Raw genomic sequence first — 25,664 nt, forward strand, 5'->3', positions numbered from 1 at the left:
AACTACCACCCCATCGCATAAATGAGTAGTGAGCTTGCATAAACGACAAGTGTAACTGTAGCTATCACAACAATTACAAATTTTGTTTTAAATGTCGCAAGCATCATAAACATATTTTTAATATCTACCATCGGTCCATAAACGAGGAACGCGACAAGTGATGCTGTTGAAAATGTACTTTGAAACGAAGATGCAATAAAAGCATCGGCTTCTGAACAAAGCGATAAAATATACGCTAACCCCATCATAACAGCCGATGAAGAAAATGGCCCTTGTCCAATCGCTAGTAACGTTGATGTTTGTACAAACGTTTGAACTGCAGCAGCAATGAGCGCCCCAATGACTAAATATTTTCCCATTGAGAAAAATTCTTCAACAGCATGTGTACATACATCCCACATTTTCTTACGTAAAGGGCGCTTATGATTGATTTCCGGAAAATGATTATCGCGTAGCTGATGGTTTTTAAACATAAATGATAATATAAGCCCAACAATAATCGCTACTACAATTGCGACAATGGAACGATACCATACCATTTGCATATTACTTCCAAATGCAACATATGTTGCAAATAATACAACTGGGTTAATAATCGGCCCTGTTAACATAAATGCAATTCCAGCATATGGGGGGACACCTTTTCCAATTAAACGTCTTACAATGGGAACAATCCCGCATTCACATCCTGGAAACATCATGCCAAGAAAAGTCGCTAAAAGGACTGATAAAAATCGGTTTTTCGGCATCCATTTTGCTACCATGTCCTCTGTTACAAACATTTGAATAAGTCCTGAAATAAATACACCAATTAGCACAAATGGTAGTGCTTCAATTAAAATTGAGATAAAAATTGTATTCATTTGCAGGAATGCTTTTGGTAATTGAAACAATTCCATGATGTATTTCCTCCACTTTTTCATTAACAATATGTAATTTTAACCCTTATTCATAAACCGAACAACCTTTATATAATTTCGAAATTTATGAAAATATTTTTTTTATATAGACAGCTAGAGCGTGATAATAACGAAAAAAGCTGTTCTAGCTTCATTTTCATACTAAGCTAGAACAGCTTTCTTGACTATTAAAAATAACGTTTCTTCCAAAAAATAAAGGCTAAACTGCAAGATAATACCGTACAAATAATCATAACAATTAGAAAACCATTCGGATTATTTTCAAGCGGAATCGCTACATTCATTCCAAAAAAACTTGAAACCATTGTTGGCAAAGATAAAATAATTGTAATGGAAGTTAATAATTTCATCACACTGTTCAAGTTATTTGAAATCACGGAACTAAATGTATTCATCATCCCACTCAAAATATTGCTATATATTTCAGCCATTTCAATAGCCTGTTTATTCTCAATTAATACATCCTCTAACAAATCTTGATCATCTTCATACATTTTAATAAACGTATTATTGCGCATTAATTTTTGAATTACAATTTTATTTGCTTTTAAAGATGTTGTGAAATATACTAAACTTTTCTCAAGACCTAATAAGGTGAAAATTTCTTTATTTTTCATCGACTTATTTAATTGATGTTCTAAGTCGACTGTTTTCCGGTTAATTTGTTTTAAGTATCTTAAATAATACGTAGAAATCGTATATAAAAGTTGCAGTGCAAAGCGCGTCTTTTTAAACGTATAAAACTCCTTAATACGCTGATTAATAAAACGCTCAAAAATTGGATTTTCCTCTAAACAAATGGTAACAAAACATTCTGGCATAACAATCATACCAATTGGGATCGTATCATATATTGAATTCCCTTCTTCATCATGCCTTACGGTAGGTATATCGACAATAATCAGTGCATTATCATCTTCTTTTTCAATACGCGAACGTTCTTCGTCATCCAAAGGGTCTTTAATAAAGTCCAATTCTACATTCAATGTTTGTACGAGAAATTGAATTTCCTCTTCTGTCGGATGGAGCACATTAATCCAACAACCTTTTTGAATTTCGTCAATTTCTTGTAATTTTCCGTTTCGGTCTGTTAAATAAATATTTAACATACTATCACCCCGATTCTTTTTACATGTACATGTGGGAATCTACCTCACTTAAATAACAGTTTTTAAACCACCATTTTCAGCATATGAAACAAACGTTGAAATTTCAATAGAAAAATTATTTTGAAAACGCTTTTTCGCAAATCTTTTCAAATAGAAAAAGACAGAGTTGACCCTGCCCCTTAGAAAGCTTATGTTGCCTTTATAACATATTTAGAAAGCATCCACAAGTTAAATAAAACTGAAATCGTGTATCCAGCATATGTTGCAATAATAAAACTGACATAATCTAAGTATGGCAACAACATAATGTTTAGACTAACTTTCACCGCAACTCCAATCAATAAACCTAGCACTGTTTTTTGCTGTTGATTGATTCCTTGAAGCATCGCGGCAGTCACTGTAAATAACGAAAATAAAATACATGCAGGTGCATAGTACTGTAAAACACTACTTCCCATATCGGGATCATTCCCCATTCCAAATAAAAACGTGTACACTGGTTTCGCTAACACCATCATTCCAATTGCTGCTGGAAAGGTTATGCCAACTACTAATACATTTGTTTTTGTAAAATGTTTATACAATCGTTGTGTATTACCTGCTGTATAAGCTTTTGTCATTTCTGGAACAAGAGACATGCTAAAGGCTGTCGCAACAGAAACTGGAATGAGTACAACCATTTGCACAAGACCGATGATTGCATTAATCTTCTCAGCCTCTCCCTGTCCATACCCAACTTGTATTAATAGCTTATTAATCGTGAATGTATCAATCGTCTGGTAGAGCGGAATTGCTAAACTGACTACAACAAATGGAATCGAGTAAGTAAAAAGTTCTTTATATAATGAGAAAAAAGATTTTGTTGTTTTTGGAACACTGGTTAATTCTTTTTTCTTCAAATACTTTCGCCTTCTCATATAATAAGCACTTAAAACGCTTAATCCAGCTACTGCTCCCATAAACGCTCCAAAAGTTGAAACACCAACCGCTAACGAAATAGAAGCTTTACATATATACAAAACAACAAAACTTCCTATTAAAATTGTTAAAACGCGAAATATTTGCTCAATCACAACACTTGCTGCTGAAGGTCCCATAGATTGAAACCCTTGAAAAAAACCGCGTAGCAAACTCATCACAGGTACAATTAATAAAGCAAAGCTTACAATCTGAATGTTATACGTAACAGCACTTATGCTATTTCCAGTTTGATCATTTCCATCAATTACAATTTTAGCAAGGTACGGTGCTAACATAAACAATAATAGAAACGAAATCATTCCCATAAGTATCATAAAGATGACTCCACTTTTCAGAACTCTTTTAACCGTATGGTAATCATTTAATTGATCATATTTTGAAACCATTTTTGAAACAGCAAGAGGCAACCCCATTGTTGCGATGCTTAACATAATCGTATACGGTCGATACGCATAGGTGTAAAGTACATATCCACTCGTTCCCACCATAGCTGTAAACGGAATTACATATATAAAACCTAACATTTTTGATATCATTGTTGCTGACGTTAAAAATACTGTTCCACGTACAAACGGCGATCCTTTCATTTCATTCCCCCGCTACGCTTTATTATTACACATTATGGACAACTTCTTCCCTTTAGAACAACAATATAAAAAAGCCAATGAAACCATTGGCTTTAACGAACTGTTTTTCTCTTTTTTAAAACTTTCAATCCAAAATATACAGCAATAAACAATACTGCTCCAATAATGATATAATGCGTATAATCAGCGGCGTATTCTTTTATATGACGCCAATTTCCTCCGAGCTTTTCCCCTAAATAAATAAAGAGAATGGACCAAGGTATAATCGCTACAACTGTATAAAGAGTGAAAAGTTTTAACGGCATTTTAGCTAACCCTGCTGGAATAGAAATCGCATGGCGCACTACAGGTATAAATCTAGCAGAGAAAATGACACCAGCGCCGTAGCGCTTAAACCAATTTTCAGCTATATCTAAATGATGCTTATTAATCAGTAAATATTTCCCGTACTTTTCAACTACTGGACGACCTCCGTAATAACCTAACCAATATAAAAAGATTTGTGCTAATGTCCCACCAATTGTACCTGCAATTACTGCACCTACAAAGCTAATCTTCCCTTGTGCAACTAAAAAACCAGCATACGAGAGAACAATCTCACTTGGGATAATCTCAATCATTAATCCTAGGGCAACACCAAAATATCCTAGACTTGCGAAAAATTGCAATAATTGCTCTATTAAATTCGCTAACATGTCCTTACCTATCTCCTTTTCTGTTCACATACCCTCCTATTATCCCATAAAGATTTGTCCATGCCAATATATTCATGATTCTCTTTTGAACGTATGCATCATAATTCAGCAATAGACCACATCAAACCATTCTTTCTCATCTCTTTATTCAATCTAGCATTGGTTCTTTATGTTTATCTTTCATAAATGTAAACATTTCTTTAATTTGCCATTCTGTATTTCTAGCAACAGATAATTCTTGTATTTCATTCTCTCCAAAAAACTTCACATCTTCTGTTTCTATGCTCGTTTGCTTTTTGCCCCCAACAATTTCACAGCCAATAAATATCTTATATATGTGTGTTGCCGATGGTGATGGCTGATGTTTTTCTTTATCCAATATTGCTAATAACCGAAAATGATCCACTTCATATCCAGTTTCTTCATGAACTTCCTTTGCAGCAACCTCTGTTGGTGTGTAGCCGATATCTGCCCAGCCACCTGGTAACGCCCATTTTCCATCACTTTTTTCCTTTACAAATAATAACTTCTCATCTTGAAATACGACAGCTCGAACATCTACTTTTGGCGTTTGATATCCCGTCTCACTTGCAAATAACTTTTTGACCACTTCCCAATCTGTCTCTGTATAATGAGACATAATTGAGATGGATAAATCACGCAATTGTTGAAATCGTTCAATATCATATACATCTTTTGAATACGTTAACCCAGCTTGGGCAATAGCCTGTATTTGTTTGACCCAATTCACCCATTTCCCTTCCATTTTCATATCACCTGCTTCTTATTTCATCTTTGATTATTTCAACACTTTTCTTATGTTATATTTCACGAAGTTCTATTTCCATTATATAACAAAAAGAGATTGATAGTGAACTCAATCTCTTTTTTTGTCATCCCAATTCATGAAGATGCTCATATATATACTGCCTTCGATTTATGATATACTGAAAAATCATCTCAGCTTCTTGATCAAATGTTTCTATCTTTTCTTTCATATATGGATCTTGCATCATAAAGGGACGAATCGATTTACACAATTCTTCTACTTTTGGTCTCATAAAAGAAACTGTAAATTTTTCTTCTAAAATCTCTTCTAAAATACTTCGATATTGTTTACGAAAAGCTGGTATATCCAGAAGTCTTGCACTTAATGTATTATATCCTTGAATACGAATATATTCGTGATTAAGAGGTCTTCCTTCTACGTCTCGCCCCCAAGTTGCATCATAATCCCATGGTATAACTTCAAATAAATTTGTTTCATCATTATGATACAATGCGTAGTTATGCACAAATCCATCAAAATTTTGAGTAAGAATTACACCTGCCAGCCAGCGCAAATATTTTTCAACATGAAGATATTTTACAATTTCCTTTTCATATTTTTCACGAGGAATCATATTTGCTTGATAAACAAACTCGCTGAGTTGTTCTTCACTATTTTCATTCGCACACTTAAATTCGTATCCTGAAAAAAGTTCTGTTTTCACATCTTGATTTCGTTCACTTATTAAAGAAAAATTCGCATCATCATCAATCGCATAAAAAATAGATCCACTTGGTAATCCTCTGCTCTTCAAAAAGTTTTCATCAACTGATTCTAATTGTAAATATACTCCTTGCACTTGACCATTTATTTTCACAAACACATGTTGTGATTTTGGAGAAAGTACTCCTATCTCATCAAAAAAATCCAGCGACAACTTGTTTCGAATAAGAGATGGATCTTTGAACTCAGAATTCAAATGAAATTCTTTTACCCCATGAAAGTACTTTGGTTTATAAAACATGACATGATACGATTTCTTCTCAAATTCACGAATATGCGCCCCACGGTAAACAATATCAATATCATATTTTCTCTTACCATACGTTAGTTTTGCTGGAACTGGACTATCTGACCAAATATCCTTCTTTAGCTCTACCAAATACATTGGATGAATAAAAAAATCGTAAGAAGGCAACATTCCTTTTTCCCCCTCTTCTCGTTTCTCTTCATTCAATGTATGCTGATTGTTTTGTCCCTACATCCGCTATCTATCTATTTCTCTAAAATTTACACTCTTGTCCCATTCACGAAGTACCTTCCTCTCATATTATGATTACTGATAAGAAAATACAAATATATTTACACCTTACTAAGGAGGGCTTTCTATGAAAAGGGATATAAGAAAAGCTGTCGAAGAAATCAAAAGTGCGGGTATGGAGGAATTTTTGCACCAAGATCCATCTACTTTTGAATATGATGACTATTCGAGTCAAAAGTGTGACAAGCATTCTCGTGGTCATCAATGTCGTACAAAATGTCGTTGTCCTCGTACAAAATGCACGCGCGTAAAGAAATGCACGTTTGTCTCAAAATGCACACGTGTCAAACACTGTACATTTGTTACAAAACGCACACGTGTCCGCGTAAAAAAATGGACATTTGTTACAAAATGTACACGCGTTAAAGATTGTAAATTCGTTACAAAGCGTACACGCGTAAAGAAATGCACGTTTGTTACAAAATGCGTTCGTTATGAGAAAAAACATTATTGGACAAAACGATGCTATTGTAAAAAATGCGTGTTCTATCCAAACAATCACGGACATCATCAAGATCACTCATCACATCATCATGATGACTGTCATGACCAAAACTCTAATCGTAAAAAGAAAAAATATGATTATTGGTGGTATCGAAAACGTCATCAAGATCATTGTGATGAGCACGAAAAATAAAAAAAGGCCGCGGATAGCGGCCCTTTTTCATTTTTCTGTTAAATTAGAGTTCTTTCCCTTGTATACGCTTCGCTACATTCCACTCTGTTTCGCCATGACGCGTTACATATACCGTTGTTTTCATCGGTACCCTCCTTACCACCTTAGTTCCAATGCCCTACAATCCATTCGCTTTATCTACTTTGAATTCCTGTAATCACGTCTTCACCCATTTCTTTATAAGTGAACTACCTTGTATACATCCTAATAAAATGTCATATGTGGTTTCGCTTCCTTATAGTATTGTAACCGCTCTTCTAATGTACCTGTATGGAATTCAAACTTATGTCCATCTGGATCAGTAAAATAAATAGATTCACAATCTCTTACATCTCGTTTCCTTCCTTGTAAAATATGAACATCATTTTCTTTTAATCGCTGTAATAATAGCTCAAAATCTTCTTTCTCGATAGAAAAAGCAATATGTGTATAAGATTGATGGATTTCTTTTCTAGGAATATCAGCTTCTTCATTCAGTGCTACCCAAGTTCCACATATACGAAAATAGGCAAGCTTTCTCCCCTTAACTAACAATTCTCCTTCTAATACTTTTTCATAAAATGCAATGGATGTTTCCAAATTCGAAACAGAAAAACAAAAATGATTGATTCCTTTTATCAACGTAATTCCTCCTAATACAAAAAAGATGAGTGAAAATTCACCCATCTTTCATTTTACTATTTTTTTGTTATATATGCCCACTTATAACTAAAATCACCACCAAAAGTATGATTAGCGATTCCTTTTACATATGGCTTTTCTAAATATGCTGTACTTTGTTGATACGCTGGTGAAATCGCAGCATCTTTACCAATTAATATTTTCTCAGCCTCAGCAAGCGCCTTCCAGCGGGTTGCATCATCTTTCAAAAGTTCACCTTTTGATTTCGCTATAAGCTCATCATATTCCGGATTCGAATAAGCCATTTCGTTAAATGAACTTTCTGTTATAAACATATCTAAATACGTCATTGGATCTGGATAATCTGGGCTCCAAGCTGAAAGTGAAAATTCATATTGTAATTTTTTCTCTAAATCTAACTTTTGCTTATATGGCTGTTGTTTTAAGTTTACTTTTAAACCTGGTAAGTTTTTCTCTAGCTCTTCTTTAATAAAGTCTCCCACTTTCTTACGGCTACCGTTATCATCATTTAACAATTCTACTGTTATTGTCTCTTGACCGAGTTCTTTCTTCGCTTCCGCCCATAGTTTTTTTGCTTTTTCGACGTTATCTTTTTTATCGCGGAAATTTTTATTCACAGTGCGGAAATCCTTTCCATCAGGTCCTGTTGTGAATTTTTCCGGCACTAAGAAATACGCGGGTAAAGAGCCATCATTTAAAATAATATTTGCAATCCCCTTTTTATCATATGCTAAGTCAATCGCTTCTCGAACTTTTTGATTTTTAAACGTTGGATTTTGTTGATTAAATCGTAAGAAATACATGCGTGGGTCTAATTTCGTCTTAAACTCATCTGGTTTATTTTTTTTATATTTATCAACAAATTCAGAGCTTAAAATAACGCGATCTGCTTGATCACTGTCATATAGGTTTACACCCGTGCTCGTTTCTTTTACAACACTTACGTTAATTTCCTCTAACTTCACGGTATCTTTATCCCAATAATTTGGATTTTTCTTTAATTGATAACTTTGTTCATGTTTCCATTGTGACAATGTAAATGGTCCATTATATAAAATGTTATCCGCTTCTAATGCGTACTTATCACCTTGTTCCTTTACAAACTTCTCATTTAAAGGGAAAAAGGTTGGGAACGAAGTCAGTTCAAGAAAATATGGTGCGGGTTGCTCTAATTCGACTACTAATGTTTTATCATCCTTTGCTTTGACCCCAAGTTGATCAAGCGAGAGTTCCCCTTGATTTACTTTTTGTGCATTTTTTACATCAAATAAAATAAAAGCATATTCAGCAGCCGTCGCTTTATCAAGCGCACGCTGCCAAGCATATACAAAATCTTGAGCGCGAACCGGTTCCCCATTAGACCATTTTGCATCGCGTAATTCAAATGTATATATCTTCTTATCTTCACTAATCTTTACACCTTTTGCCATACCTGGAGTCGGTTTATTATCCTTATCTAATCGATATAATCCTTCCATTGCATTTACAAATACTCGAAACGACACAGAATCTGTTGATTTCGACGTATCCATCGAAGGAATTTCTGCTGTTTCTAGTAAGTTAAGCACTTGTTTATCAGCTATTTCTTTATTTGATTCCTTCTTCGTTGTTGATGCCTTCTCCCCATTTCCACACCCTACAACAAACATACTAGTTGATAACGCAAGTACAGCAAGTGTTGAAACTTTTTTCTTCATTGGTCCTTCCCCCCATTCTGTATGTATACAATAAAGCATGTATGATCATATTATACAAAAAATTCTGATTTTTTAAAATAATTTGTTTGAATAATCTAAAAAAACGCATAGGAAACGATATTCCCATACGCTTTTTACAGTATCTTTTTCGAATCATCCCATTGCAATTCATCATCTAACTCAAATGGATTTTGAATTTGAAATACATCTTCCATCATTTTCAAAAACTCTTTTTCTCCTTGAGGCTGTCCATTTATCGAAAGAGAATACGGTTCAACCTCATGCAATTGATAATCAACAACGAACTGAATCATAATTTTTCGTCTTGGCATATCTTGAGTATATCCACGAAATTCAACCAACTCTAAACCATCAGTTCCCCGATAATAATCCCATTGTGATTGCTGAAAATACAAGTCAAATGATTCACCAATCGTAAAGAATGGATACTCATAAAGTGAACTTGTTCGTACCTTTCGGATTACATCTTGATCAGTCGGAAAGAAAAAATGACTTAAAAATATACTAGCGGCTGTTAAAACAGTAACCATTACTGCTCCTATTTTGCTTGTTCCACCACTATCACGAATCAAATAACTTTCGATCGCTTTATCTTTAATTTCTTTCGCCTTTATTCGATATATTTTTCTCTCAGCAAATCGATAATATAGGCCATTTGCAAAGAGCCCGACTCCTATCATCATGAAAATGAGCAACAAAAATGTAAGCGGAACTATATTAATAATAGGAAGCGCTACATTAAAACCCATATAGTAAGAAAACGCATCGCATGCTACTAACGAAATTACAAATAAAAAGGCTGGCCAATAATACTTACGATACCCAAACCATCCAACAGTAAAAATAGCTGCCCAGCCGTTCCAACTCCATCTTGCAATTCTTTTATTCTCTTGATCCCATTTCTTTCTATAATATGGATAATGCACTCCAACAAATTGTTCGATAGCTGTTTCGAGCGGAGAAATTCCTCCGTTTGATTCATTATGCAATATTCGCTGACAATCATTACAATTCCACTGATTATCAGCACAAGGATTTCCACAATTTATACACTGCAAAACGATCCCTCTTTCCATCACTTTACCCTATTTACCAACTTACAGATATAGTAAATAGAAGATTTCTCCTCCGTTCACTCCACGACTTTTTCCATAGAGAATCTATTTTTATTTCAAAATCCCCTCATGCTTTAGTAACCATTCTTTCCTCCATAATCCACCTGCATAACCAACAAGCTTTCCACTTTTTCCAATTATACGATGACAAGGAACAATGATTGAAATTGGATTTCGACTATTCGCCCCACCTATTGCTCGCACAGCTTTTTGGTTCCCAATTTTTTTTGCAATATCTAAATATGAAGCGCTCGTTCCGTATGGAATGGTATAAAGAGCTTCCCAAACTTTTTTTTGAAATGCTGTTCCCTCTGCTGATAATGGAACAGAAAACACGGTTCTCTTCTGATTAAAATATTCATCTAATTCTGCAATACACTGCTCGACAACAACATTTGGATTCTCTTCCCCTTGTTCTTCAACAAATAGAATAGATGTAATCCCTTTTTCATTTGCTGTAACTTCAAGTAATCCTACTTCACTTTTATAATAAGCTCGATACATACTCTATCCCCCAGTATATTTCATATTTGTAATTGTAACATAAACTACAACTTTAATCAGTGAAGAACCCCTTTCCGTTCTTTTTCAACAAGCGTTTTATTATGGAAATAAAGATGATAATGATACAATGGTAAAAACGTCTGCAAGGGGGAATAAATGTGAATACGCAACTTTTCTCACCATTTACGATTCAAAATGTTACATTAAAAAATCGTATTGTCATGTCACCAATGTGTATGTACTCATCTGAAAATGAAGATGGCAAAGTAACGAATTTTCACCTCATCCATTACGGAACAAGAGCTATCGGCCAAGTCGGCCTTGTCATGCTTGAAGCAACAGCTGTTGCCGCCGAAGGACGCATTTCGAATAAAGATTTAGGCATTTGGAATGATGAACATATTGAAGGATTACGGAAAACCGTATCACTTATCAAAGAAAATGGTTCAAAAGCTGCTATTCAATTGGCTCATGCTGGACGAAAAGCCGAACTACATACAGATCCAGTTGCTCCTTCAGCTATCTCTTTTAACGATAAAATGAAAGTTCCAGTCGCAATGAATAAGGAACAAATTCAAGATACAATTTCAGCCTTTCAAAAAGCAGCAATCCGCTCAAAGCAAGCTGGGTTTGATGTAATTGAATTACATGGCGCACATGGTTACCTCATTAACGAATTTCTTTCTCCACTATCCAATAAACGAACAGATGAATATGGAGGAACGGCAGAAAATCGCTATCGTTTTTTACGTGAAATCATTCGTGCTGTAAAAGAAGTTTGGGAGGGACCTTTATTCGTTCGTATTTCCGCTGATGATTATCATCCTGAAGGATTGACAGTAGATGACTATGTTCAATTTGCAAAATGGATGAAAGAGCAAGGCGTCGACCTGATTGATTGCAGTTCTGGTGCAGTCGTTCCTGCTCATATCGATGTTTATCCTGGCTACCAAGTCAAATATGCGAAACACTTAAAAGAACATGCTCAAATCGCAACCGGAGCAGTTGGGCTTATTACAAGCGGCGTACAAGCAGAACAAATTTTAGTAAACAATGAAGCCGATTTAATTTTTGTTGGTCGTGAGTTACTGCGCAATCCATATTTTCCAAGAACAGCTGCGAATGAACTTGGCTTTGAACTAAAAGATCCTCATCAATACAGCCGTGCTCCTGGTAAAATTGCAAATACAGCCAAATAAAAAAACGAGAAGGCTTTTTTCTTCTCGTTTTTTTCTCCTCTATTTATGGACAACACGTTCTCACTAATAGAAATTTTCATTTATTCCATTACGGTAATTTCTTTTGAATTATAAATATGAATACCAGCCTCTTCACGAAGCGCTGCAATATACATGCCTCTAGCAACTTGTTCGGCAGAAATGGGTTTATACTTTTTTAACGTACCTTTAAATATGAATGGTAACAGGCCAGAAATTTTTTCTGCCATTCTTTCACCAAAACGAAATTCTTCTCGCTCTCCTAATAATAACGATGGCCTAAAAATATGAATACCTTCGATTACTAACTTTTGCAATTCTTCTTCCATTTTCCCTTTTACTTGTGAATAGAAAAAAATGGACTTTGAGTTTGCATTCATAGAAGAAATAACAAGAAAATTTTGTACGCCTTGTTTTTCAGACAAACAAGCTGCACGCAATGTATATTCATAGTCTACTTTTTTAAAATTAGCTTTCGTTCTTGCTTTCTTAATCGTTGTTCCTAAGCAGCTAAATACATCATCAACAGCAAAAAACTCTTTATACTCTTCCAATATCGAAAAATCCACTTGTTTTTGTTGTAATTTTTCATGCTTTAGTTGCAGCGGTTTTCTCACAAAAATAGTAACCGAATCATAGTAATCAGAATCAAGCAATAGCTGCGTTACTTCTTGTCCAACTAAACCACTTGCGCCGAGTACTAATGCTGTTCGTTTATTCATTTACATTTATACCTCTTTATCTACTTTTATCCCGCTTAAGCGGAAAACATGTCTCCTAATTTATCCAACTATTTATAAGCAGTAAGACTCCCACCTCACAATTTTAACAAAAGCTTCGGAGAGAGTCTGCTACCTATAAAAAACTTCGCTTTATAGGAGTTTCCTCTTTACCATTTTATCATAAGTACTAAACGATGAGTTATTTAAACGTCCTGCTCTTTCTCTTTTTCTACTTCTGTTGGCAATTTTGTTACCAATGTAGAATCACCTAAATGATGAATGACTGCCTTTAAAAAAATTAATACCCAAACTAACGGTACTACGACTGCTAATATGAATAAAATTGCTAATGCCGTGTAACTCAATCGCTCATCCCCTTTTTCTTTCTCTCTCCCTCAATATATGAAAACAATGTTGTCACATATGCACGTTCCCTAACATTTAATACTATTCTTTTTGACAAATTTATAACAAAAAACAAATCGTAATCATTATTATTTATTGCAACTTTTCTAAAGATGTATTATACTAAGTTCGCAACTTAAAACGTAATTATTCCGTTTTATAACAAAAAAATGATTTTCTTCATTTATTGGGAAAGAATAATCTTGTAAAAAAGCGAAAAGAGGAGAATTCCATGAGTAAAAGATTAACCTTATTTTCATTCCTATTAGTTTTCACATTAATCTTTGCTGGCTGTTCCGCTAAAAAGAATAGTGTTTCAAAAAAAGATGGTAAACTTTCTGTGTATACAACTATTTTTCCACTTGCCGATTTTACTAAAAAAATTGGTGGCGATTATGTAAATGTCGAAATGATTTATCCACCAGGTGCTGATTCTCATACATATGAGCCTAGCCAAAAGCAAACTGTTCAAATTGCAAAAGCAGACTTATTTGTATATAACGGCGCTGATTTAGAACCATTTGCGGAAAAGATGGAAAAAACATTGAAACAGGAAAACGTACAAACTGTAAATGCATCCCAAGGTATTGATCTGCATGCTTCATCTGAAGATGAGCATCATGAACAAGAAAGCGACCATAAAGAACATGCTCATCATCATGATCAAGATCCACACGTTTGGTTAGACCCAACTCTTGCGATGAAACAGGCAGAAAAAATTAAAGATGCCCTTGTAAAGCTACAACCTGAACATAAAAAAGAATTTGAAAAAAACTTTGCAGCTCTACAAACAAAATTTACTGATTTAGACGATCATTTTAAATCTGTAGTTACCAATGCAAAAACAAAAGAAGTTTTAGTTTCTCACGCGGCATATGGATACTGGGAACATCGTTACGGCTTAAAACAAATTCCAATCGCTGGCATTTCATCTTCGGAGGAACCATCTCAAAAAGAATTAGCTACGATTACAAAAACAGCGAAAGAACATGGTTTAAAATATATTTTATTTGAAACATTTTCTACCCCAAAAGTTGCTGAAGTGATTCAAAAAGAAACTGGTACAAAAATTTTGCGTTTAAATCATCTTGCTACAATATCTGAAGATGACGCAAAGAAAAATAAAGATTACTTTACGTTAATGGAAGAAAACGTGAACGCTTTAAAAGAAGCTACAAATTAAATTTTTCAAAGGCAGCTGATGATTCAGCTGTCTTTTTATGCTTAATACAACTTGACTTACATAAAATAACAAGTACAATTATCCATATTATGAAAGATCTCATTCAGAAAGTGAGTTGGAACTATGAATCTTCACATTTGTGAAGTAACGGCAAATAATTGGCGTTCCGTCGCTGCTTTACATGTAGCAAGCGAACAACAACAATTCATTGAAAGTAATGCGTTTTCTTTAGCAGAATCATTATATGAAGGAAACGGAACATCAATAGGCTTATATGATGGAGAAACGCTTGTCGGGTACGCCATGTATGGCTGGTATTCTAAAGAAAATGATAGCGTATGGCTAGATCGCTTCATGATTGATTACCATTTTCAAGGACAGGGATATGCCAAACGTTTTCTTCACTTACTCATACCTTATTTGCAAGAAAAATTTCAATGTAAAAAAGTGTATTTAAGTCTTCATCCAGACAATAACATAGCAATGAAACTATATGAATCATTCGGTTTTCGCTTAACTGGTGATATCGATGACAGCGGTCCTGTTGTAGGTGTTGTGATGGAATTGCTTCTACATAAGAGATTCAGCCTATGAAAATAGGCTGTTTTTTTATTGATTCCTAATACATTTTCTATTTCTAATTTCTTTCCCCTATATTTCTCGGTCTTACAATCTCATATCATTTCTATAAAAAATAAACCTGCAAAAAATCTGCAGGCTTATTTCATACATTCTTTAAAATGTTCCTGAAACCACTCTTTATTAAGGTCTTTCCCTATGAAAACGACTTCGCTTATTCGTTTTTCTCCTTCTTGCCATTCTCGATCATAGGAAGCAGCAAATAGGGTATGTACACCTTGGAATACAATTCGTCGATTTACCCCATCAATAGACAAAATTCCTTTATAACGATATAAATACTCCCCTAGCTCCTGAACAACAGCTGACATCCATTCGTTTAACTTTTGTAAATCAAGGGGTTGTTCTTCACGTAATACAAATGATTTTATCCCTTCTAAATGATGGTGCTCTGTATGAGGATAAATTTCTAATGTATCACGCGTTTTAAACGTTTGAATTTCGAGTAAAGCTGGAATATCCACTTCACAATTTGTCGTTGGGATTAATTTTGCTGTTGGATTCATCCCTTGTAATTCAATAAGAAGTGCTTCTTTTTCTGCTTCTCCAATTAAATCTAATTTATTCACTAATACAACATCTGCAAAGGCAATTTGTTCTTTTGCTTCCAGTCCTTTTTCAAAATGTTTATGAATATGATAACTATCGATCACTGTCACAACACCATCAACTTTATATGATGATTGAATGACTGGGTCTAAAAAGAACGTTTGAATAATAGGACCTGGATTTGCAAGCCCAGTTGTTTCAATCACTAAACCATCAAAATCCATTTTTCCTTCTGCTTTTACATCCAATAGTTGTTTTAATGCGACAAGCAAATCTTCACGAACTGTACAACATAAACAACCATTTGTCATTTCCATAATTTCTTCTTCAACATTCATAACCAATTGATTATCGATGCCAATTTGTCCTATTTCATTTACAATAACCGCTAATTTTTTCCCATGGTCTTCCAATAGGATTCTATTTAGCAATGTCGTTTTCCCGGAACCAAGAAAACCAGTTAAAATTGTTACAGGAATCATTACTTACATCTCCTTATAGCTGTCTCTATATACATTATACTATACAGAAAAAATATATATTGTATATAAAATCCTTATATACAGAGTAGCGTACCATATCCCACTTTTATGCTACAATCTATATCATAAGGAGGTGAGATTTTGAACAAACAAAAGAATGATTATTTATGGAAATTATTCAAAATTTGGTTGTCCATTCCTCGTAGTGCTCGTCTTGCATTTTTATGGGCAATTATTTTAGGTTTTTCCTATTTAGGATGGGTGAAAATCATAAGACAAATTTTTTAAAACGATATTCAACTGGTTTCATTTTCTTATAAATAAAAGAAGGTCTGTGACTCTATCACTTTTCTTTCTCATATCTATTTCTCGTCATCGCAAACACACATGTATCCCTTAATCCATTTCCATCTACTGCTACACTACTATTTTCTAAAATCCCTTCTAATTTAAAGCCTAGCTTCTCAGGTATCGCTCTACTTTTCCTATTTGTGGGATCACAACGAATTTCTAACCTGTTTGCTTTCAGTTCAGAAAAAGCATAATCGGTAATTCCTTTTACCGCCTCGGCCATATAACCTTTCCCACTCAAACGTGTATCAATCCAATATCCAATTTCAAACTGTGGTATTTCCCACTTAATCCGGTGCAATCCAGTAGAAGCAACAAATTCACCAGTTTCTCTTAAAAAGACTAACAATCTTAAATCTTCTCGCTGTAAAAATTGAATATGTGATTTTCTTATACTAGCCTCTACTTCTTCTCTCGTTTGTTCCTTTTGTGCAAAAACCATCCAAGATTTTAACTCTTGTATTGATGCTTGAATTGCTTCATAGACCACTGCCCCGTCTCCAGGTTTAGGCATTCGAATAAATAATCTATCTGTATAAAATTCCGAGGGAAAATCAAGTAACAATGGATTCATTTTCAACACTCCTTAGCATTTATTTTATATATAATAATATTCATTCTAAATATAAGCAAATATTTTTCTCATTTTAAATATTTTTCAAATAATTCTAAATTATTTTCATGCAATATATATACACATAAGAAGATTCACAAAAAATACAAACAGCATTGCTCTCAATCCTTTTATTTCCACATATAATAAAGGTGTAGGATAGGAATGTAAGGAAAGGATTGATAAAAAATGAAACATACTTACGACTATCATGCAACGAAAAAACAATTAGAACTAAAAAAACAGCAGTTATGTAGACAGCTTACAAGTGTAAGACTAACAGAAGAAGAACGAAATCAAATAAAAATGGAAATCGATAACTACGATTACATTTTAAACTTAGTAGAAATGAACCATTATGAACGTGGAATTTCTCATTAAAAGCAGAGAACATCATTTCAAGTGATGTTCTTTTTCCTTTTCTATCATAGAAAAGATTACAATACGCAGAAAAAATAGTTTTAAAACAAAAAAAGACAACAATGTATATATTGTTGTTTTCAACTTACACAATCTTCTTTTTATCCGGTTTACTGGAAACTAAATAATGTTTCTCTGATATATATAAATCCCTTTTTAATATACGATCTAAATATGGTGCTAATTTTATGCCACATATAAGACGTTCTTCATTGTCTTCTACAATAGGGAATGTTTCTTTCTCTGTTACATATTGATCCACTGCTTTTTGTACCAGATCAATCTCTTTTACAAGTTCTAAATTTTCGTCTGTATGTTCAAATACCTCTAGCGTTTCCTTTGTAATAAGAAACTTATTTGTTGGAAAAGCTTGTAAATAGGGCTTTAATAAATCATAATTCACTGTATAGTCATCATTAACTAATACTGTGTACACAATATTTGTATTAGTCTCTAAAAACTTTGCCATCGCTTGTTCTAGCTCGTCTTTTGTAATTGGCCTCTCCTCTTTTCCACTTTTGAAAAAGCGAAACATTGCATCGCCTCCTTTTTACTATATTATACCATAAAGAGAAATCGGAAAAATTAAAAAAACCTATTGAAAGATTTTTTCAATAGGTTTTTTGTGAGGGTAAATCATAATTTAATTACTATATCTTATTTTAAGAACGCACTCAACATCCAAACATGTTGTTCTAATGTTGTATGAATTGCTAATAACATGTCAGCAGATGTTTCATCTCCAGCTTGTTCTGCCACTTCCATACCTTCTTTTAACTCTTGAATAATAGCAGAGAAATCATTTACTAATACTTGTACCATTTCTTCCGCTGCTTCTTTACTTGTTCCTTCATGTACTGTTGATGTTTCTAAATATTCTTTCATTGTTGCTAACGGTTTTCCACCTAATGCTAAAATACGTTCTGCTAATTCATCAATATATGTAGCAGCTTCTGTATAAAGCTCTTCAAATTTCTCATGTAATGTAAAGAAGTGTGGTCCTGTCACATACCAGTGGTAATTATGAAGTTTCACATATAATACATTCCAGTTTGCTACTTGTTTGTTCAATACTTCGACAACATTTGCTTTCGTACTCATCCAATCCACTCCTCTTACAATTTTAGAATTATTCTCTCTTAATAATCCTCTTTTATTGTACCATACTTTTCCTTTCCTTCCAAATCATAAGCTGATATGTAACAAATTTTTAACAACTTTCATAGTGCACCAAACCGATAAAGTGAAACTTTAATCAGTGGGGGATCCTCTTCCCCCTCACCAATTAGGCTGTTACGGGCAATAAAGTTTCCCTCTCTAAATTTTGAGGTAGGAGTCTTATTGCCTAAAATTTATGTGCTCTTTCTATCACTTCGCATGTCTAATTGTCCGAGCACTTACATATGCATAGTAATAAGATACGTTCATCATAGTAGAAAGAGGGATGACATGAATAATCAGCAATGGCAAGTAGCAAAAAAAGTGGCTGCTACTTATATTGGGACTGTCGTCGGAGCCGGTTTTGCAACTGGAAGAGAGATTGTCGAGTTTTTTACCGTCAATGGAATATATGGAACAATTGGAATATGTATAAGTGGATTTTTCTTTATTTGGCTAGGGACAAAAATGATGTTACTTTCCTCGCAAATTGGTGCATTTTCTGCACAAGAATTTAATAAATACTTATTTGGGGATGTATTTGGGAATGTTGTAAATACATTATTGCTACTTGTACTATTTGGAGTTACAAGTGTTATGCTATCAGGCGCAGGGGCCGTATTTGAAGAACAACTCCGCCTTCCAAGACAACTTGGTATTTTTATTACAGTGATCGCCTGCCTCATTATCGGTAGCCGTGGGCTACAAGGGGTTTTCGAAGTAAATACTCTAGTCGTACCCATTATGATGATTTTTATTATTGGACTTGCTATCACCACTTTGCTCCATGGTGCAACACCTATCTATAACGCTGTTCCTGCGGAAAATTGGAATATAAAATGGGTTACAAGCCCTATTACATATGTTGCCCTCAACCTTTCACTCGCCCAAAGTGTTCTCGTACCATTAGCAAGTGAAGTAAAAGAGCGTAAAGCAATTATATGGGGGGGAATCCTAGGTGGAGCAGGACTTTGCTTTATCCTACTATGTAGTCATTTAGCCATTTTATCTGTTGAACAGTTTTATCAATACAATATTCCAATGGCAGAAGTTGTCCGACGCTTTAATGCAACCTTCCACTTTTTCTTCGTTCTCATTATTTTTGGTGAAGTATTTACGACTTTAGTTGGAAACATCTTTGGAATGACAAAACAAATGCAATCGATCACAGGATGGAAAAGCAATTATATTGTCTACTTTATTTTGCTAATTAGCTACTCTTTCAGCTATATTGGATACAGTGAACTTCTGCACATTTTATATCCAATTATCGGATGGGTTAGCATCATAATACTTCCAATTATTGCATGTAAACAACTTCAAAAAACATAGAAAGAAGTATCCTTATACGGATACTTCTTTTCATTCACAATCTTCACACACTTCCCAATACGGTCCCATCTCTATCGCTAAATATGGGCATAACTGCAAACGAATCATACGGCTTGACATACGCTCTAATACGAATTGAATCGCATCTTTATCTTCTTCTATTTCTATTTTTACAATTGCTATTCGTTGCATTGTTGCTATAGAATTTCCATCTTTATATAAAGTCAGCCTTATTTCATCATATTCATTAAAATATAATTCCACACTCATATGTGCTGCTGTAGTATCATTACCAATTAAATATTTTCCATTTTGTTCTTGGATTATATATTTCCAGCCACCTTTTTTCTCTTCTATTGGAGCAACTTGAAATAATCCAACTAAATCCTCGTATAGCATAAGATAACCCCTCTCTTACTAAACAACATGAGTATTATATTATACCCTTTCTATCTACTATATTCATTGTATCATATATCGACTCTATTCCTGCATTCATTTGCTTTGTACAACGTTGTTCTCATATACAAAAATATCCTCTGCATTCACTTAACCTTGAAGTAGAGATCTTGCTAAAATAAACCAGCAATATAAAAAGCAGGAATGCTCACATTCCTGCTTTTTACTAAAATACTTTTCCTGTCGCCGCTAAAGCTAACACCGCGATCAAACTTGCAAACAATAAAGAAACAATAAAGCTAATAATCGGTAACGTTTTCTTTTCATTTTTCTTAAATAACAATCTTAAACTAAGAATCACATTTAGTGGTACGCCAATAAAATAAAAATACTTCACAATTTTCACTATGCTATTCGAACTATTAAAAAGTGTTTGAAATATAAACACTTCAACTAAAAAAATAAGAAAAAATGAAATACTTAACCAAAACGAAACATAGCTAAGCCAAGAATGCCTTTTCGTTCCCCAATACATTCCCATAATGTTCTCCTTTATATGTAGTCTACTTTATAATATTTATACAAGCATATAACAAATCCCTTTATCTTTCGACAAATAAAACAAAACTTTCATAGATATTTTTCTTATTTCACTGTCAACCTTAACATGGAGAGTTCGATAAAGTGAAATTTTAATCAGTGAGGGTTTTCTTCTTCCCTCACTGATTATGAGCCCTCACCAAACGGGATATTACTGCCCTAAAATAGCGGAATACATATAAAGGAGCTGCCTTCGTAACAATTCGGTTACCCTACAGACAGTCTCCTTGCGATTTATATCTTAAATTTTTCAATTAAAACTTGTAATTCTTCAGCCATTTGTGACAATGTCCCAGCAGCCGATCCGATTTCTTCCATAGAAGCTAATTGCTCTTCAGTGGATGCAGCAATATTTTGTGTACTTGTTGCATTATTTTGTGCTGTCCTTGCAATTTCACCAACTGAAATAGAAACTTCATTTGCACCTTTTGACATTTCATTTGCCGTTTCTACCATACTCTCGATTTGCTTAGCAATTTCATTTGTAGAATACAATATTTCTGCAAAATTTTGTTTTGTCTCATTCGCAACTACAAGACCTAACTGAACTTCTTCATTCACATGATTCATCGATTTGACTGTCTTGCTCATATCTTCTTGTATTTCACTTACTAGCTTTCCAATTTCGTTTGATGATATGCTAGATTGCTCTGCAAGTTTCCTTACTTCATCTGCAACAATGGCAAATCCCTTGCCATGCTCCCCTGCTCGCGCAGCTTCAATAGCAGCATTTAAAGCTAATAAATTTGTTTGATCCGCGATATTTTGTATCACTTCTAATATTTCACCAATTTGTTTTGATTTATCATTTAATAATTGAATAACAGCATCTGATTGAGAGACAGATTTTACTATCGAATTCATTTGATTTACTGTTTTTCCAACTAACTCCCCGCCATTTTCTGCTTTTTCACGAGTATAAGAAGACGAGTTAGCGATTGCCGATGAGCTATTTGCCACATGCTGAATCCCTTCTGTTACATTATGTAATAATACCGCACCACTTTCAACGCTAGACGTTTGCTCTCTTGCCCCACTTGAAACTTGCTCCATTGCCGTCGTGATCTGTTCTGTTGCCTCACTAGCCTGCCTTACACTTGCAGTCAATTCTTCAGATGCTGCAGCAACGTGCCCTGCTGAAGTATTAATTCGACTAATTAATGTACGCAATGATTGTGTCATGTTATTAAAACCTTTTGCAAGTTGACCAATTTCATCTTGCGAATAAATTTCAATCGTTTGCGTTAAGTCTCCCTCACTAATTTGATGTGCAGTAGTCACTAACCTTTTTAAAGGTTTTGTGATAGAAAGGGTTACAAAATAAATGATTGTACCTCCTAAAAGTAAGGAAATTACCATAATAAGTAACGTATTATAAAATACAGGTTGAGCTGCTTCAATTATTTCACTGCTATACATTGTTCCACCAATTTTCCAACCTGTTTTTAAATTTGTAGCAAATACCATTTTCTTTTCACTATTTCCATAAGAGTAAGTAAACGTACCATGGTTTTCTTGATATAGTCGTTTCGCCCAAGAATCTGCAGCTTTTTTACCTGATTTCTCCTCTGGATGAGCGATGATTTTTTGATTGCGATCTAAAATAAAAGCATATCCTTTTTTTCCAATGTTAATTAATTTTGTTGTTTTTAATAAATTGTCAAGACTTAAATCTAAAGCAACGACGCCATTTTTATCATCCATTTGTTTTGCGATTGTTACTACAATATGACCATTTCCCTTTGCTTTATATGGCTCGGTTATAAGTACGCCACCATTTTTACTGATTGCATCCTTATACCAAGGCCGCGTTGTCGGATCATAATCTGCCGGCATTTGCATAACAGGTTCCTGCACAAATGTCTTGTCAGCCCCTGCAATATATATCTTTTCAACTTCCGGATTTAGCACTACATATTGAGATAACATTTTCTTTAATTCATCATGATTTTCCCCTGTGTAAAAGTCACTTTTCGTGATTCTTGCAAAACTATTTACATCATTAAACTTTTTTTCAATCACTTGATTAATGAGATTATCTAATATCCGAATATTTTCATTTGCACCATTCATAATTTGCGATTCAAAGTTTTTCTTCGCAGTTTGATATGACATCCCACCAATAATTGAAATAGCAGCAATTAATATAATAAAAAATGAAATCATTATTTTTTTTGCCACTTTCATATTTTGAAACCATCTTATAAACTGATTCATAATACCATCCCCTATTATATGAATATTTAAACATTAAGATTAAAAACTAAAAAAGTAAATCATTTGAATCACTACCTTTATGACAGATGCAAACACGTTGTAAATTTTAAACAAATAGTTTCTCTTTGTCTATATATAAGGATACTTATTATTATAAAATTTACAATCAAAAAAACCAAAGAATTCCCTTTGGTTTTTTATATTTTTTTATGTTTTTTTGTAGCTTTTTTCCACTTCATACGTTCAGCTCGAGCAAGTACTACATTTTGTTTTCTCATCGTATAGGCAATTTCTCTTTGCAATTTCTTATAGTTTCGCAAGCGTTCTTCATGAATAAATCCTTCATCAATCGCCCTTTGCACCGCGCACCCTGGTTCAGTTTCATGTTTACAATTACGGAAACGACAACCTTGCGCAATCTCTTCTACATCTGAAAAAGTAACATGAACAGATTCACTCCCTTCCCAAAGCTGAAGTTCTCTCATACCAGGAGTATCGATTACTAAACCGCCACTTGGTAATTGAAATAACTCGCGATGAGTAGTTGTATGTCTCCCCTTACTATCTTCTTTGCGAATGTCACCTATTTTTGCAACATTCATCCCCATGAGTGCATTTAATAACGTGGATTTCCCTACACCTGAAGAGCCTACTAAAGCAATTGTTTTTCCGGGTTTTATAAATTGTTTTAACAACTCCATCCCCACATATTTCATACTATCTACTGCAAAGATGGGAACCCCGATCGCGACCGCTTCTGTTTCTATTATTTTTTGTTCTACATCTGCGCATAAATCACTCTTTGTCAATACAATAACAGGTGTCGCTCCACTTTCATAAGCAAGTAATAAATAGCGTTCGATTCTTCGTACATTAAAGTCATGATTGAGCGCATTCACCAAGAAAAGATAATCAACATTAGCTGCTATAACTTGTTCAACCGTTCGATTGCCAGCTTCTTGTCTAACGAAAGAGCTTTTTCTTTCAAAAACTCGGTGAATGATAGCCTTTTTCTCATCTTCTAGTTTCTTCACATACACCCAATCACCAACTGTTGGATAATCTCCTGTGGATCTCGTTTCATGTCGAAACTTCCCAGATAACTCTGCAATATATTCCCCATCGCTACAAATAATGCGATAAATATGCTTATGTTCCAGTAAAATTCGGCCTACCTCGTAATCTTCTTTAAGTTGATTTTCAAAAAAAGAATCCCATCCAAATAGTTGTAACCAATTTTGATCCAAATGATAATCCTCCCTGTTTTCCTAACGGAAGGATTGCACGATATTTTATTTCACTATGTTTACATTATGAAGAAGGTTGATGAAATGTTTATACATCAAACTATAAAATACCGTTCTTTCCCTCCACCTTTGTATTTGCGTTTACATTTCCCTTTATAATCATCGCCATAATACATCACCCCGTTCTTATTTTCATTATCTTTATTATATGTATTTCTTTTTAAAAAAGCTACTTAAATTAACATAATTTTCTGATATCATTTTAAAATATTTGTAATGAAAAACGAATTCGTATAATAGATTTTTCATTACAACTGAACAAATGTATAATCAAAACAAATTTTCTCAATATGCTTATATAAAATTGAAAAAGGTATCCGCATATAAAAACCGAATCTTATTCACTAAAAGGAGTGGATTTGATGGAAATGTATCAATGGCTAACTGCTCTTCTCATTGGTGGCATAACTGGCTTCGTTTCCCATCTAATCAATAACCAAGGTAAGTTATTGCTTCCACGCCGTTTAAAAACCTTTTTTCATCTTGGATTTTTCACTGATATATTAGCCGGCAGTCTTGCTGCGCTTCTTGGACTTGTATTATTTGATGCAACTACAATAAAAGAAATTATTAAAGTAGCCATTGTCACTGCTATTTCAGGACAAACCTTTTTACTTCATCAAGCACTAGGTGGGGAACAAGCGAAGAATATGCAAATTAGTAAAGCTGATGAGAAAATTCAAGAAATTGACAAATTATTACGACGATAATCTATACTTCCGATAAAGATTACTGTTATAATATGTAATAAATATTTATAAACTGAACTGTCTGTCAGAAGAAAGGGTGTTTCTTATGCCAAAAAAGAAAGTAGAAGATTTCTTAACAGACTCCGAAAAAGAGGAACTAATAGAAAACTATAAATGTTTACGAGAAGCCCGCACAAAACGCGAAGCTGACCATTTTGGCGAAGTAGTAAATCACCTATTAAATAAAGCAAAAAAACGAATTATTGAAGACGCCGGAATTCCCGATGAAAATGCTGCAACTATTCAAACAAAGCGAAAAGCGCTGTTTTAACATTTTGTTAAAG

29 protein-coding genes and 2 pseudogenes are annotated in these 25,664 nt (G+C 34.0%); 9 read left to right on the forward strand and 22 right to left on the reverse strand.

Going from position 1 to position 25,664, the window contains the following annotated elements:
- Positions 1-2: 2 nt before the first annotated feature.
- The 6 genes from MR063_RS09920 to cotH form a co-directional block, all read right to left on the reverse strand.
- The gene (locus tag MR063_RS09920) at positions 3-899 is read right to left on the reverse strand and encodes a permease (protein ID WP_242144709.1); all 897 of its coding nucleotides are present in this window, start codon (positions 897-899) and stop codon (positions 3-5) included.
- A gap of 188 nt (positions 900-1,087) precedes the next feature.
- On the reverse strand, positions 1,088-2,029 hold the full coding sequence (locus MR063_RS09925) for a magnesium transporter CorA family protein (protein WP_242144708.1): 942 nt from the start codon (positions 2,027-2,029) through the stop codon (positions 1,088-1,090).
- 188 nt (positions 2,030-2,217) lie between these two features.
- Positions 2,218-3,597 carry a putative polysaccharide biosynthesis protein gene (locus MR063_RS09930; protein ID WP_242197119.1) on the reverse strand — a complete coding sequence of 460 codons (1,380 nt, stop codon included), beginning with the start codon at positions 3,595-3,597 and terminating at the stop codon, positions 2,218-2,220.
- 92 nt (positions 3,598-3,689) lie between these two features.
- Positions 3,690-4,292 carry an undecaprenyl phosphate transporter UptA gene (gene uptA, locus MR063_RS09935; protein ID WP_242197121.1) on the reverse strand — a complete coding sequence of 201 codons (603 nt, stop codon included), beginning with the start codon at positions 4,290-4,292 and terminating at the stop codon, positions 3,690-3,692.
- A gap of 148 nt (positions 4,293-4,440) precedes the next feature.
- Positions 4,441-5,058 carry an NUDIX hydrolase gene (locus tag MR063_RS09940; RefSeq protein ID WP_242197124.1) on the reverse strand — a complete coding sequence of 206 codons (618 nt, stop codon included), beginning with the start codon at positions 5,056-5,058 and terminating at the stop codon, positions 4,441-4,443.
- Between the two features lie 127 nt (positions 5,059-5,185).
- Positions 5,186-6,262, reverse strand: a complete 1,077-nt coding sequence (gene cotH / locus MR063_RS09945) for a spore coat protein CotH (RefSeq protein ID WP_242197127.1) — start codon at positions 6,260-6,262, stop codon at positions 5,186-5,188.
- Positions 6,263-6,449: 187 nt separating this feature from the next.
- On the opposite strand from cotH, the gene exsB reads away from it, so the two are divergent.
- Positions 6,450-7,019 carry an exosporium protein ExsB gene (gene exsB, locus MR063_RS09950; protein WP_242197130.1) on the forward strand — a complete coding sequence of 190 codons (570 nt, stop codon included), beginning with the start codon at positions 6,450-6,452 and terminating at the stop codon, positions 7,017-7,019.
- Positions 7,020-7,052: 33 nt separating this feature from the next.
- Here exsB and MR063_RS09955 read toward each other — a convergent pair.
- The 5 genes and pseudogenes from MR063_RS09955 to MR063_RS09975 all read right to left on the reverse strand — a co-directional run.
- A pseudogene (locus tag MR063_RS09955) lies at positions 7,053-7,143 on the reverse strand (histidine phosphatase family protein); the annotation flags it as partial.
- Positions 7,144-7,262: 119 nt separating this feature from the next.
- Entirely contained in the window at positions 7,263-7,679 is a 417-nt protein-coding gene (gene fosB / locus MR063_RS09960) for a FosB/FosD family fosfomycin resistance bacillithiol transferase (RefSeq protein WP_242197131.1), read from the reverse strand.
- A gap of 56 nt (positions 7,680-7,735) precedes the next feature.
- The gene (locus tag MR063_RS09965) at positions 7,736-9,397 is read right to left on the reverse strand and encodes a peptide ABC transporter substrate-binding protein (RefSeq protein ID WP_242197134.1); all 1,662 of its coding nucleotides are present in this window, start codon (positions 9,395-9,397) and stop codon (positions 7,736-7,738) included.
- A gap of 134 nt (positions 9,398-9,531) precedes the next feature.
- Positions 9,532-10,494: a DUF2628 domain-containing protein gene (locus MR063_RS09970; protein WP_242197137.1), complete on the reverse strand. Its 963-nt coding sequence runs from the start codon at positions 10,492-10,494 to the stop codon at positions 9,532-9,534.
- Between the two features lie 90 nt (positions 10,495-10,584).
- Positions 10,585-11,037: a methylated-DNA--[protein]-cysteine S-methyltransferase gene (locus MR063_RS09975; RefSeq protein ID WP_242197140.1), complete on the reverse strand. Its 453-nt coding sequence runs from the start codon at positions 11,035-11,037 to the stop codon at positions 10,585-10,587.
- A gap of 158 nt (positions 11,038-11,195) precedes the next feature.
- On the opposite strand from MR063_RS09975, the gene namA reads away from it, so the two are divergent.
- Positions 11,196-12,236: an NADPH dehydrogenase NamA gene (namA, locus tag MR063_RS09980; RefSeq protein WP_242197142.1), complete on the forward strand. Its 1,041-nt coding sequence runs from the start codon at positions 11,196-11,198 to the stop codon at positions 12,234-12,236.
- Positions 12,237-12,316: 80 nt separating this feature from the next.
- On the opposite strand, the gene MR063_RS09985 is transcribed toward namA, so the two are convergent.
- Both MR063_RS09985 and MR063_RS09990 read right to left on the reverse strand, forming a co-directional pair.
- On the reverse strand, positions 12,317-12,976 hold the full coding sequence (locus tag MR063_RS09985) for an oxidoreductase (RefSeq protein WP_242144697.1): 660 nt from the start codon (positions 12,974-12,976) through the stop codon (positions 12,317-12,319).
- A gap of 203 nt (positions 12,977-13,179) precedes the next feature.
- A complete protein-coding gene (locus tag MR063_RS09990) occupies positions 13,180-13,341 on the reverse strand; it encodes a hypothetical protein (RefSeq protein ID WP_242144696.1) in 162 nt (53 codons plus the stop codon).
- Between the two features lie 272 nt (positions 13,342-13,613).
- On the opposite strand from MR063_RS09990, the gene MR063_RS09995 reads away from it, so the two are divergent.
- Positions 13,614-14,564, forward strand: coding sequence for a metal ABC transporter substrate-binding protein (locus MR063_RS09995; protein ID WP_242197145.1), 951 nt, complete (start codon positions 13,614-13,616; stop codon positions 14,562-14,564).
- Between the two features lie 123 nt (positions 14,565-14,687).
- Positions 14,688-15,158 carry a GNAT family N-acetyltransferase gene (locus MR063_RS10000; RefSeq protein ID WP_242197148.1) on the forward strand — a complete coding sequence of 157 codons (471 nt, stop codon included), beginning with the start codon at positions 14,688-14,690 and terminating at the stop codon, positions 15,156-15,158.
- Positions 15,159-15,283: 125 nt separating this feature from the next.
- Here MR063_RS10000 and MR063_RS10005 read toward each other — a convergent pair whose 3' ends face one another.
- Positions 15,284-16,234 (reverse strand): CobW family GTP-binding protein, encoded by a 951-nt coding sequence (locus MR063_RS10005; protein WP_242197153.1) that lies wholly within the window; start codon positions 16,232-16,234, stop codon positions 15,284-15,286.
- 141 nt (positions 16,235-16,375) lie between these two features.
- On the opposite strand from MR063_RS10005, the gene MR063_RS10010 reads away from it, so the two are divergent.
- Positions 16,376-16,522 (forward strand): hypothetical protein, encoded by a 147-nt coding sequence (locus tag MR063_RS10010; protein WP_242197155.1) that lies wholly within the window; start codon positions 16,376-16,378, stop codon positions 16,520-16,522.
- 55 nt (positions 16,523-16,577) lie between these two features.
- On the opposite strand, the gene MR063_RS10015 is transcribed toward MR063_RS10010, so the two are convergent.
- Positions 16,578-17,159 (reverse strand): GNAT family N-acetyltransferase, encoded by a 582-nt coding sequence (locus MR063_RS10015; RefSeq protein WP_242197158.1) that lies wholly within the window; start codon positions 17,157-17,159, stop codon positions 16,578-16,580.
- Between the two features lie 228 nt (positions 17,160-17,387).
- On the opposite strand from MR063_RS10015, the gene MR063_RS10020 reads away from it, so the two are divergent.
- Positions 17,388-17,579, forward strand: coding sequence for a DUF3896 family protein (locus MR063_RS10020; RefSeq protein ID WP_242144677.1), 192 nt, complete (start codon positions 17,388-17,390; stop codon positions 17,577-17,579).
- Between the two features lie 124 nt (positions 17,580-17,703).
- Here the strand turns inward: MR063_RS10020 and MR063_RS10025 are convergent, their stop codons facing one another.
- Complete coding sequence (locus tag MR063_RS10025; RefSeq protein ID WP_242197161.1) at positions 17,704-18,153, reverse strand: DUF3939 domain-containing protein; 450 nt, start codon at positions 18,151-18,153, stop codon at positions 17,704-17,706.
- A 122-nt stretch (positions 18,154-18,275) separates the two neighbouring features.
- On the reverse strand, positions 18,276-18,719 hold the full coding sequence (locus MR063_RS10030; protein ID WP_242144675.1) for a Dps family protein: 444 nt from the start codon (positions 18,717-18,719) through the stop codon (positions 18,276-18,278).
- A 348-nt stretch (positions 18,720-19,067) separates the two neighbouring features.
- Here MR063_RS10030 and MR063_RS10035 point away from each other — a divergent pair, with 348 nt between their 5' ends.
- Entirely contained in the window at positions 19,068-20,108 is a 1,041-nt protein-coding gene (locus MR063_RS10035) for a YkvI family membrane protein (protein WP_242197164.1), read from the forward strand.
- A gap of 30 nt (positions 20,109-20,138) precedes the next feature.
- On the opposite strand, the gene MR063_RS10040 is transcribed toward MR063_RS10035, so the two are convergent.
- The 5 genes and pseudogenes from MR063_RS10040 to rsgA form a co-directional block, all read right to left on the reverse strand.
- A complete protein-coding gene (locus tag MR063_RS10040; RefSeq protein ID WP_242197167.1) occupies positions 20,139-20,507 on the reverse strand; it encodes a DUF3979 family protein in 369 nt (122 codons plus the stop codon).
- 226 nt (positions 20,508-20,733) lie between these two features.
- Entirely contained in the window at positions 20,734-21,048 is a 315-nt protein-coding gene (locus MR063_RS10045) for a hypothetical protein (RefSeq protein WP_242144672.1), read from the reverse strand.
- Between the two features lie 293 nt (positions 21,049-21,341).
- Positions 21,342-22,289 carry a methyl-accepting chemotaxis protein gene (locus tag MR063_RS22110; RefSeq protein ID WP_396021832.1) on the reverse strand — a complete coding sequence of 316 codons (948 nt, stop codon included), beginning with the start codon at positions 22,287-22,289 and terminating at the stop codon, positions 21,342-21,344.
- Positions 22,284-23,324, reverse strand: a pseudogene (locus MR063_RS22115) (HAMP domain-containing protein); the annotation flags it as partial. The gene MR063_RS22110 and the pseudogene MR063_RS22115, both read right to left, overlap by 6 nt.
- Before the next feature lie 197 nt (positions 23,325-23,521).
- Positions 23,522-24,571: a ribosome small subunit-dependent GTPase A gene (gene rsgA, locus MR063_RS10055; protein WP_242197173.1), complete on the reverse strand. Its 1,050-nt coding sequence runs from the start codon at positions 24,569-24,571 to the stop codon at positions 23,522-23,524.
- 422 nt (positions 24,572-24,993) lie between these two features.
- On the opposite strand from rsgA, the gene MR063_RS10060 reads away from it, so the two are divergent.
- Both MR063_RS10060 and MR063_RS10065 read left to right on the forward strand, forming a co-directional pair.
- The gene (locus MR063_RS10060; RefSeq protein WP_242144670.1) at positions 24,994-25,341 is read left to right on the forward strand and encodes a DUF4257 domain-containing protein; all 348 of its coding nucleotides are present in this window, start codon (positions 24,994-24,996) and stop codon (positions 25,339-25,341) included.
- An 85-nt stretch (positions 25,342-25,426) separates the two neighbouring features.
- The gene (locus MR063_RS10065) at positions 25,427-25,651 is read left to right on the forward strand and encodes a hypothetical protein (protein WP_242144669.1); all 225 of its coding nucleotides are present in this window, start codon (positions 25,427-25,429) and stop codon (positions 25,649-25,651) included.
- Positions 25,652-25,664 lie beyond the last annotated feature (13 nt).

This window comes from Bacillus cereus group sp. BfR-BA-01492 (genome assembly GCF_022662815.1).
Classification (GTDB): domain Bacteria; phylum Bacillota; class Bacilli; order Bacillales; family Bacillaceae_G; genus Bacillus_A; species Bacillus_A cereus_BD.